The 11,011-nt window shown below is 49.9% G+C and carries 6 protein-coding genes; all 6 read right to left on the bottom strand.

Annotation, left to right across the window (positions count from 1 at the left end; all coding sequences use genetic code 11):
- Nucleotides 1-44: 44 nt before the first annotated feature.
- Entirely contained in the window at nt 45-1,379 is a 1,335-nt protein-coding gene (gdhA, locus tag BKD12_RS13585) for an NADP-specific glutamate dehydrogenase (protein WP_070089887.1), read from the bottom strand.
- 238 nt (nt 1,380-1,617) lie between these two features.
- Nucleotides 1,618-5,412, bottom strand: a complete 3,795-nt coding sequence (locus tag BKD12_RS13580; RefSeq protein ID WP_070089893.1) for a phosphoribosylformylglycinamidine synthase — start codon at nt 5,410-5,412, stop codon at nt 1,618-1,620.
- 118 nt (nt 5,413-5,530) lie between these two features.
- Complete coding sequence (locus BKD12_RS13575; RefSeq protein WP_070089886.1) at nt 5,531-6,271, bottom strand: TIGR01906 family membrane protein; 741 nt, start codon at nt 6,269-6,271, stop codon at nt 5,531-5,533.
- A 23-nt stretch (nt 6,272-6,294) separates the two neighbouring features.
- Nucleotides 6,295-8,664, bottom strand: a complete 2,370-nt coding sequence (locus BKD12_RS13570) for an ATP-dependent DNA helicase (RefSeq protein ID WP_070089885.1) — start codon at nt 8,662-8,664, stop codon at nt 6,295-6,297.
- Between the two features lie 139 nt (nt 8,665-8,803).
- Nucleotides 8,804-9,595 (bottom strand): TIGR03915 family putative DNA repair protein, encoded by a 792-nt coding sequence (locus tag BKD12_RS13565; protein WP_070089884.1) that lies wholly within the window; start codon nt 9,593-9,595, stop codon nt 8,804-8,806.
- The gene (locus tag BKD12_RS13560; RefSeq protein ID WP_070089883.1) at nt 9,592-10,905 is read right to left on the bottom strand and encodes a putative DNA modification/repair radical SAM protein; all 1,314 of its coding nucleotides are present in this window, start codon (nt 10,903-10,905) and stop codon (nt 9,592-9,594) included. Before BKD12_RS13560 ends, BKD12_RS13565 begins: the two co-directional genes overlap by 4 nt.
- Between the last annotated feature and the right edge of the window lie 106 nt (nt 10,906-11,011).

Genomic DNA, 11,011 nt, shown 5'->3' with positions numbered 1-11,011 from the left:
AAATAAACTTTTCACTTCAGCATTCTCTGAAAAACCGTTGTTTTCTATACGATTCCCTGAGCATTCATGGCATCTACAACCTTTTCAAAACCTGCAATATTGGCGCCTGCCACATAATTTCCTTCCATGCCGTAGCGCTTTGCAGCGTCCACCATATTGTGGCAGATATTTACCATGATACCTTTCAGTTTTCCGTCTACTTCCTCAAAACTCCAGCTTAACCTCTCGCTGTTCTGAGACATTTCTAATGCGGAAGTTGCAACACCGCCGGCGTTGGCAGCCTTTCCAGGCGCAAACAATACGCCGTTCTTCTGCAGATATTCTGTCGCTTCCATAGTAGTCGGCATATTTGCTCCCTCTGCTACTGCGATACATCCATTTTCCACAAGAAGCTTTGCATCTTCCAGATTCAGTTCATTCTGAGTTGCGCAGGGAAGTGCAATATCTACCTTTACAGCCCACACGCCGCGTCCTTCGTGGTATTCAGAATTCGGACGATATTTTTTATATTCGGTCAGCCTTGCGCGCTGTACCTCCTTGATCTCCTTCAGGGCAGAAACGTCAATTCCATCCGGATCATATACCCATCCGGTAGAGTCACTGACTGTCACTACCTTTGCGCCCAGCTGCTGTGCCTTTTCTGTCGCATAAATAGCAACGTTTCCGGAACCTGATACCGCCACGGTTTTTCCAGCCAGTTCTATGCCGTTCAGTTTCAGCATCTCCTCAGTCAGATAAAGAAGCCCGTAGCCGGTAGCCTCTGTTCTTGCCAGAGATCCTCCATAACTTAATCCTTTTCCGGTAAGTACTCCTTCGTAAAGGCCTCTGATTCTCTTATACTGTCCGAACATATATCCGATCTCTCTTGCACCTGTTCCGATGTCTCCTGCCGGCACGTCAGTGTCTGCTCCAATATATTTACAAAGCTCTGTCATAAAGCTCTGGCAGAATGCCATTACCTCTCTGTCAGATTTTCCCTTCGGATCAAAATCAGATCCGCCTTTTCCTCCGCCGATCGGAAGGCCTGTCAGCGAATTTTTGAAAATCTGCTCAAATCCAAGGAATTTGATGATTCCAAGGTTTACTGACGGATGCAGGCGAAGACCACCCTTGTAAGGTCCTATCGCACTGTTGAACTGTACACGGTAGCCAGTATTCACCTGTACCTGTCCCTTATCATCTACCCACGGAACACGAAACTTGAACTGTCTCTCCGGCTCTACCAGTCTTTCAAGAAGCGCGTCTTTTCTGTATTTCTCCTCATTTGCTTCAATCACTACTCTTAAAGACTCCAGGACCTCCTTCACCGCCTGGTGAAATTCCGGTTCCGCCGGATTTTTGGCTACTACTTTTTCCAGGACTTCATCAACATAAGACATTCTTTCTTCCTCCTTGATGCTTTGATATAATATACGTGAAAAGGAGCCGGCAAAGAGCCAGCTCCTTTTGACACCTTTGTCTGTTTAACAGAATAAAGTATTCTGCCAAAAAACTCAAGTGTTTTTTGTATTTTTTTATCATTTTTTTGCAGCTTTATACATCTGTTCCTGCATTTTCCACGGATTTTTTATAGCTTTTTAATCCGGATTGCAATATTCCTCTCTGAAAAATGCAATTTTATTTGAAGTAAGCCACACCGGATTCAAAGATCTTCATATCCTGTTCTCCGTAAATATTTACTGCCACACTGCGGCCTCTGCGCTCAGAGTGAGCCATCTTTCCAAGCACTCTTCCGTCCGGACTTGTAATTCCTTCAATGGCATAATAGGATCCGTTTACATTCCACTCTTCATTCTTTGTAACATTTCCCTCCGGATCGCAATAGCGTGTAGCCACCTGACCATTTTCAAACAGCTTCTGGATCGTCTCTTTCGGAGCCACGAATCTTCCTTCTCCATGGGATGCCGGATTGACATATACGCCGCCAAGCTTGGCTTTCGCAAGCCACGGGGATTTATCCGTTACTACCTTTGTGTAAACCATTTTGGAGATATGGCGTCCGATAGTATTGTAGGTCAGCGTCGGGGACTGTCCGTTCTGTCCGGTAATCTTTCCGTCCGGAACCAGCCCCAGCTTAATAAGTGCCTGGAATCCGTTACATACGCCGAGTGCCAGCCCGTCTCTTTCATTCAGCAGCTTCTCTACTGCTTCCTTAAGCTTTGCATTCTGGAATGCCGTAGCAAAGAATTTTGCGGAGCCGTCCGGCTCATCGCCTGCACTGAAACCGCCTGGGAACATGATAATCTGCGCCTGGGCGATCGCCTGTTCAAACACCTGGACAGAGTCCACGATATCTGCAGCGCTTAAGTTCTTAAATACCTTGGTGACTACCTTTGCACCGGCACGTTCGAAAGCTTTCGCGCTGTCATATTCACAGTTCGTCCCCGGGAATACCGGAATAAACACGGTAGGCTGTGCAATCTTGTGTTCACAGATATGAACGCGGGAAGCATGGAAGCATCCGTCTTCCTGCAGTTTTCCGTCTTCGCTCTCTTTTACAGACAGTCTCCAGTCATCTGTATCTTCCGCGCCAGAACTGGTAGCAAATACCTGTTCCAGAGTTCCTTTCCATGCACTTTCTGCCTCATCCAGCCCAATCACACAGTTTCCATAGGAGAAGCGTCCATCGTCTGTCACCTCACCGATCACAGTATAGGAAATCTGGAGATTTCCAACTTCTCCGGCCGGTACCTCTGCGATCAGGTCTCCAAAGCCCGGTGCGAAGAAGTCTCTCGGATCCAGATTGTGCTCGATCTTTACGCCACAGCCGTTTCCAAATGCCATCTTGCTGACTGCCGCCGCAATCCCGTGACGGTCCAGGGCATAAGCGGATACGATCCGGCCGTTTCCTATATCTTCATGGAATTTTCCGTACTGCTCCATCACTTTTTCATAAACAGGAATGTCATACTCATCTGTCTCTATCCGAAGCCATACCAGTTTATTTCCCGCCTTCTTAAGCTCTGGCGTGATAATATCCTTTTCTCTTGCAATGTCTACCGCAAAGGACACTAAAGTCGGCGGAACGTCAATATCCTCGAACGTACCGGACATACTGTCCTTTCCTCCGATAGACGGAAGGCCGAAGCCAAGCTGTGCGTTATAAGCGCCAAGAAGGGCTGCAAACGGCTGGCTCCATCTGTGTGGATCCTCTGTCATGCGGCGGAAATATTCCTGGAAGGTAAAGCGGATCTTCTGATAGTCTCCGCCGGAAGCCACGATCTTCGCCACTGATTCTGTTACCGCATAAATTGCTCCGTGATACGGGCTCCAGGTAGACAGGAACGGATCGAATCCATAACTCATCATGGTCACCGTGTCACAGTCGCCTTTCAGCACCGGAAGCTTAGCTACCATAGCCTGGGTCTCTGTCATCTGATACTTGCCGCCGTGAGGCATAAATACAGAGCCGGCCCCGATGGAACCGTCGAACATCTCCACCAGTCCCTTTTGTGAGCACACATTCAGATCTTTCAGGGTACCAAGCCACTGTTCTCTGACGTCACCCACCTCCTGACGGGTCAGGATGGTATCTTTACGGTTCGGAATATCTACAGCCACAGTTGTCTCCTGGTGTGCACCGTTGGTATCCAGGAACGCGCGGGAAAGATTTACGATCTCTTTTCCTCTCCAGGAAAGTCTGAGTCTTGGCTCTTCCGTCACAACCGCCACCTTTGTGGCCTCCAGATTTTCTTCTGCTGCATAAGCCATAAATGTATCGGCATCTTTTGGATCAATAACCACTGCCATACGCTCCTGGGATTCAGAGATTGCAATCTCCGTTCCGTCCAGGCCGGCATATTTCTTCGGCACTTTGTCCAGATCAACTTTAAGGCCGTCTGCCAGCTCTCCGATAGCTACTGATACACCACCTGCGCCAAAGTCGTTACATTTCTTGATCAGCCTGCTGACTTCCTCTCTGCGGAACAGTCTCTGGATCTTACGCTCGGTAGGCGGATTCCCCTTCTGTACCTCCGCACCGCAGGTAGTCGTGGACTCTTCTGTATGCACTTTAGAAGAGCCTGTCGCTCCGCCGCAGCCATCGCGCCCGGTGCGTCCGCCAAGCAGGATGATGATATCTCCAGGATCAGAGGTTTCCCGGATCACAGCTCTTCTGGGCGCTGCTCCAAGTACCGCCCCGATCTCCATACGTTTTGCCACATAATTGGGATGATAGATTTCTTTTACTGCTCCTGTCGCCAGACCGATCTGGTTTCCGTAGGAGCTGTATCCATGAGCTGCTTCTCTGACCAGTTTTTTCTGCGGAAGCTTTCCTTTTAAGGTGTCTTTCACTGATACTGTCGGATCTGCCGCACCTGTCACACGCATAGCCTGATAGACATAGGTACGTCCTGACAGCGGATCACGGATCGCTCCGCCCAGGCAGGTAGCAGCTCCACCGAAGGGTTCGATCTCTGTGGGATGGTTGTGGGTCTCGTTCTTAAAGTTGACCAGCCATTCTTCCTCCACGCCGTCTACCGTTACCGGAACCACGATGCTGCAGGCGTTGATCTCTTCAGACTCCTCCTGGTCCTCAAGCTTTCCTTCCTTTTTTAACTTACGCATAGCCATCAGAGCAAGATCCATCAGGCAGACAAACTTATCCTCCCTGCCCTTGAAAATCTCACTGTGATCCGCCAGATACTGCCGGTAGGTCTCTTCGATCGGAGCTTTATAGTCGCCCTCTCCGAAAGTAACGTCTGTCAGTTCTGTGGAAAAGGTGGTGTGCCGGCAATGGTCAGACCAATAGGTGTCCAGCACCCGGATCTCCGTCATGGACGGATCCCGTTTTTCCTCTCCCCGGAAATAATTCTGGATATGGAGAAAATCTTTAAATGTCATCGCCAGGCCCAGCGAATCATACAGCTCTTTTAACGGCTCTTCTTCCATATCTTTGAAGCCTTCGAAGATGATCACATCCTCCGGCTCTTCAAACTGTGTTACCAGAGTTTCCGGCTTTTCCATGCCTGTCTCTCTGGAATCCACCGGATTGATACAGTGTTTTTTAATCGCCTCAAATTCCTCATCTGAGACTGCCCCCTCTACCACATATGTGGTAGCCGTATGGATCACCGGCTGTTCGTCTTCTTTAATGAACTGTACACACTGAACCGCCGAATCTGCTCTCTGGTCAAACTGTCCGGGCAGAAATTCTACGGAAAACACACGGCTTCCTTCTTTTACCGGAAACTCTTCCCGGTACAGCGTGTCCACAGGCGGCTCTGAAAAGATGCCGCTGCATGCCTTCTCGAAGGTCTCGTCTGTCATATTTTCTACATCATAACGGATCAGCACCCGCACATTTTCAAGGCTTCTGATCCCCAGATAACCGGAAATCTCATGGTACAGATCCTTCGCCTGTACTGCATACTCCGGCTTTTTCTCTACATATACGCGTTTTACATTGCCCATAAAGCTTCCTCCATCTTCCGTCTTATTATTGAAGTAATGCCACGGATCACTGGCACATCCCATGCTCACGCAATCCTAAGACCATCATAACACAGGAATCCCGATTAGTAAAACCAAACTATTGGCTGTCTGTCGATTTCCTGTCATTCTTTTTATGCCGTTCCCAGAATTTCCAGAGAGCCCTCTGTCTCCATCCGGCCATGACCGCGAAAAGTAAAACCAGGCCTCCCACAAACCAGGCCCCGATCCGCATGACCATATCATAGAAGAATCCCTCCGGCAGCATCCGGATCATATAATCCGTCGCCGGATCAAAGAGCCACAGATCATTGGTAAAGAAAATTTCATGAAAAAGAGTAAAGCTGGCGGTAAAGTCCACGGCAAAAGAGCACAGCAGCACCACGATCAGCACGCCGAACACGCCAAGCGCCAGAAAATACCCTCTGGTGATCTGCTTTCTCATGTCCGCCTTTGTGGCCGCCAGAAAGAGCACAAGCAGCACTGCCAGCACAAGGCAGACCGTACGAAGCTTTAGCCCTCCCAGGAACAGGTTCTTCACATCCTCCATGTGCAGTCTGTCCTGCTCATTGAAGAAATCCTGGGTTTCTCCATCCACATTTGTCTCGATGGAAAGCACCTCTTCTCTTCCAATCAGATAATCCATCATATACTCTGTTACTTCCATGACATCTTCTATGGTCATATCCAGAGAATCTGTCACGTTATACTTTTCATATTCCTCTTTGTAAAATCCATACTCCGGATCTCCATAGATCCCTATCTGGAAACTGGTGATCAGCAGTGCGATGATGACCAGAAACATCGCCGCAAAGCCTGCTGCCCCATGCAATTTCTTCATGCTGTCACTCCTTTTTATTGTAATCAGTCTTCTTTTTCCGACTCCCAGAACTTTCGGATCTTCTCCGATGCGTTTTCTCCATTACAAAAGCTGTAGGATGCCCATTCTCTGGGAAACGTCTCCCGGTACCGTCTGTCCGCAAACCGGTCGTCCAGGAGAAGGATCACGCCCCGGTCCTCATCCGTACGGATCACCCGTCCGGCCGCCTGGAGCACTTTGTTCATTCCCGGATACAGATAGGCATAATCGAATCCCTTAACCCCCTGCCCGTCAAAATACTGTCTCAGAAGCTCCCGCTCCCGGCACACCTGGGGAAGCCCCGTCCCCACGATCACTGTGCCGATCAGCTTATCCTCCGTAAGATCAATCCCTTCTGAAAAAATACCACCCAGCACACAAAAGCCCATCAGGCTGTTTTTCCGGTCTTCCTCAAAGTTTTCCAGGAAAATCTCCCTGGCCTCCTCCGACATATACTGGGACTGCATCACATACTCCACGTCCCCGCCTTTTTCCTCCAGGAGAGCCAAAAACTCCTCGTATACCTCTTCCATAAACCGATAGGAGGGGAAAAACGCTATATAATTTCCCGCTTTCGCTTCCGCCACCTTCAACAGGTACTCTGCGTATTTCCGGTACATCAGAGTTCCCCGAAGCTTGTACCTGGTGCTCACATCCGTCCCCAGCATCAGCAGCCTGTGCTCTGTATCAAAAGGCGATTCTGCATAAATCGTGTAATCGTCCGTCACTGTGCTGAGAAGCTTTTTGTAATAGTGGATCGGAAGGAGTGTCGCTGAAAAAAAGATCGTACTTGCTCCCTTTTCCAGATATTCTTTCAGTCTTCCGGCAGGATTGACACAGAACAGGTGAAGATAAAATTTATCATCTCCGCCAAGTTCCGAATAGATCATATAGTTTTCATCCAGCACCTCATACACACCGATAAATGTCCGGACATCAAAATATAATTCCAGAACTTCTTTCCGGATCTCTTCCCTGTCACATTCCTCCAGGAAACGCTCCATCTCGCCCATTAAAGAGACCAGCTTCAAATAGACGTTCCCCGCACTGTTCAGAACCTGACAGCCGTCGCACTCCCGCTTCAGGGATAGAAGCTGGCGGTTACATTCCTCCAGCCGTTTTCCAAGCTTTACATCCTCTGTCTTCACCAGCCTCTTAATCTTCAGAAAGTCTTCTTTACAGATCCTGGCGCTGTACATCTCCCGGCCCCGGTCTACCAGGTTGTGGGCCTCATCGATCAAGAACAGGTAGTCGCCTTTGTTTCCCTCGCCAAAGAATCTCTTCAGATGCGCATTGGGATCAAAGACATAATTATAGTCGCAGATCACGGCATCTACCCAGGTCGATATATCCAGCCCCAGTTCAAAGGGACAGACCTTCCATTTTTCTGCCTGCTCCTCGATCACTTCCCGGCTGATGGCGTCAGTGGTGGTCAGAAGCTCATAGACGGCATCATTGACCCGATCGAAATGACCTTTCGCATAGGGGCAGGCGTCCGGGTTGCACTCCGTCTCTTCACAGAAGCAGATCTTTTCCTTTGCCGTCAGCACGATCACCTTCATCCGGAGCGCCTGGTCACGCAGGGTCTCGAAAGCCTGCCAGGCCACGGTCCTGGTGATGGTCTTGGCCGTCAGATAAAAGAGCTTCTCGCCTAGTCCTTCTCCCATTGCCTTGATGGACGGAAAGACTGTGGCAATGGTCTTCCCCACGCCTGTCGGCGCCTGGATAAAAAGCTTCTTTTTCCGTTCGATCGTCCGGTAGACAGCAGCGGTCAGCTTTTTCTGCCCTTCCCGGTAGGCAAAGGGAAAATGCACCTCCCGGATCGAAGCATTTCTCTTTTCTCTCCACTCTATCTGGAATCTGGCCCATTTTTCGTACTGCCCGACAATCCCCAGAAACCATTCCTTTAAGCTTTCCGTCTGATAGACGCTCTGGAACCTTTTGATGTCCTCGGTATCCATATTGCAATAGGTCATCTGTACGCCAATCTCTTCCAGGCTCTGCTGGCTGGCATAGATATAGGCGTAGCACTTGGCCTGGGCAAGATGTACCGGAACCGGTTCTTTTAAAAGCTCCAGTTCTTTATATATCCCTTTGATCTCATCGATCACAATGCCGGAAGGGGTCTCTATAACTCCGTCCGCTCTTCCTTCCACGGACAATATGAAACCGCGACAGGGAATCTCCATTTTCATCGCCACTTCGGCGTGGTAATCTGCTCCCATTCTGCGCTGGATTTTCCGATGGATCTTTCCTCCAAGGAGCATTGCATCTTTGTCTGCCCCTCCTGCCCGGTTATCGATATCTCCGCTGCGCAGGATAAATTCCACCAGGTTTCGGACAGAAATCCGGACCAGCGGCTGTTCTGTTTCCATATGATCTCTTCCTATCTTTTCTATTCAGTCCCTTTCCGGACTCCGAAGACATCTTACCACACTGGCTGCGGACTCTGCAAGAGGCCTGCTCTCTCCTGCCGTTCTCTTGATTCTTTCCCGCAGATGTTCCGCTGGGGCTTTAGCGGATATTTCCCTCTGTAAACTCTGTCATATTCGGCCGGTATCGAAGCGGAAGATGGCTGAGCTGGCACCCTGGATTTTTCCGTTCTTCAATCGAGATCGCCCGGCAGAATCCCTTCCACAGGCGGACGTATTGTCCCTCCTCCACGGACACACGATCAAACTTTTCTTTCTGCTTCTTTCTCATTTCTTCTGTCTCTTCTGCCAGAACCCACTGCTTCCCCGCCTCATGGACGGCAAACATCTGATGGTTCTTATCATGGATCATCCAGTTTTCCAGAGGCAGTCGGTCTGCAAAATGCGGTGCGAGACAGGTAAGCACCTGGGCTTTCGGTGTGATCGGCGCATACAGCACGCCATTTTCCAGTTCCCGGAACCTTAAGAACCCTTTCAGATTATGGGCTTCTCCTCCCACACTCCGACTCAGTTCAAAGACTTTTTCTACCATCGGGTGGCTTAGATGTTCCATGATCCTCCTGCTGTCCGGAAGACGCCTGGCCGCCATCATGGTTCCAAGCACCACATTTCCTTTCTCTCTGTCATTGGAAAGAAGCGCATAATAGAGGTCCCGGTGCGTTCTTTCTCCCAGGTTTTTCCGAATCATCCGGTCCACTGCGGCAGCTTTTTTCCAGCTTTCCTCCACTTCAGCATAATCACAGAACAGCTCCTGTTCTACCAGCCCCTTCAGGGCGATTCCGCACTCCCCTTCTTCCTTTCCGCTCTTCCAGGCGTCGTAGATCCCGGAATAGATCCCTGTCACAGAATCCTCACACACATAGATCGTTTTCATAGCATCACATTCTCCCTGAATCTAACGTCGTCAAACAGCGACATCTGCCGGTATCCCATGTTTCTGACCTCCACAGGCAGCTTTTCTTTTGTCTCCAGCAGATTCCTTGCGATATAATCCTCTTCCATCCGGGTAGGATACATCATTTTCCCGCTGCAGGTAATAAAGTACAGCGCCCTTTTCAACACCACTCCCATTTTCTTCAGATCCTCGAATTTCAGGACTCCCAGACGTCTCGCCTTCACGATCCTGGACGCCGACTTGTATCCGATCCCCGGCACCCGAAGGAGCATCCGGTATTCTGCCCGGTTGATCTCCACCGGAAAATAGTTCAGATGCTTCAGTGCCCAGTTGCATTTGGGATCGAACAGTACATTGAAGTTCGGATCCTCCTCAGACAAAAGCTCCTCCGCCTGAAAGTGATAGTAACGCAGCAGCCAGTCCGCCTGGTACAGCCGGTGCTCCCGAAGAAGCGGAGGCCCTTCTCCCGTCCTGGCGGGAAGCGCCGAATCTTCATTTACATGCACAAAGGCCGAGTAAAACACTCTTTTCAGGTCAAATTTCTGATAGAGGGACTGGGCCACCTGGATAATCTGATAATCTGTCTCCGGAGTAGCGCCGATGATCATCTGCGTACTCTGTCCTGCCGGCACAAATCTGGGCGCTCCCCGGTACACCTGGATCTCCTGCTTGTTCTGCGCTGTTCTTGTCTGCACCAGACGCATAGGCTCTAATATTTTCTTTCGTGTCTTATGGGGAGCCAGGGCTTTCAGCCCGTCCGCCGTAGGGAGCTCCAGGTTTATGCTCATCCGGTCTGCCAGAAACCCCAGACGCTCCACCAGGTCCCTGCTGGCCCCCGGAATCGCCTTGACATGGATATACCCCTGAAAATTACACTCTCTGCGCAGTTTATAGAGCGTGGCGTATAAAAGCTCCATGGTATAGTCCGGGCTCACAAGCACACCTGAGCTTAAGAAAAGCCCCTCGATATAGTTTCTCCGGTAAAACTCCATAGTCAGTGTACAGACCTCGTCCGGCGTAAAGGAAGCCCGCGGCACATCATTGGTCCGGCGGTTGATGCAGTATTTGCAGTCGTAAATACATTCATTGGTAAATAAAATCTTCAAAAGCGAAATGCAGCGGCCGTCCGCCGAGAAGCTGTGACAGATCCCCGCCCGCTCGCAGCTTCCCATCCCCGTGCCGTCTCCCTTACGGTCCGCCCCGCTCGACGTACAGGCCACATCATACTTTGCCGCATCCGTAAGAATCTGAAGTTTATCATAAAGGTCCATCGTCTCCTGGATCCGCATACAACCACCTCCCGGGGACGTACACCTATCGCATTTGTCTACGTCCCCATTTGCGCAAAAGAACATTTGTTCGATAAATCAATTATATGAACAAATGTTCTTTTTG

Source organism: Merdimonas faecis (assembly GCF_001754075.1).
GTDB classification, from domain to species: domain Bacteria; phylum Bacillota; class Clostridia; order Lachnospirales; family Lachnospiraceae; genus Merdimonas; species Merdimonas faecis.
The sequence above is the reverse complement of the archived record's forward strand: the minus strand, read 5'-3'. Positions and strand labels throughout refer to the sequence as shown.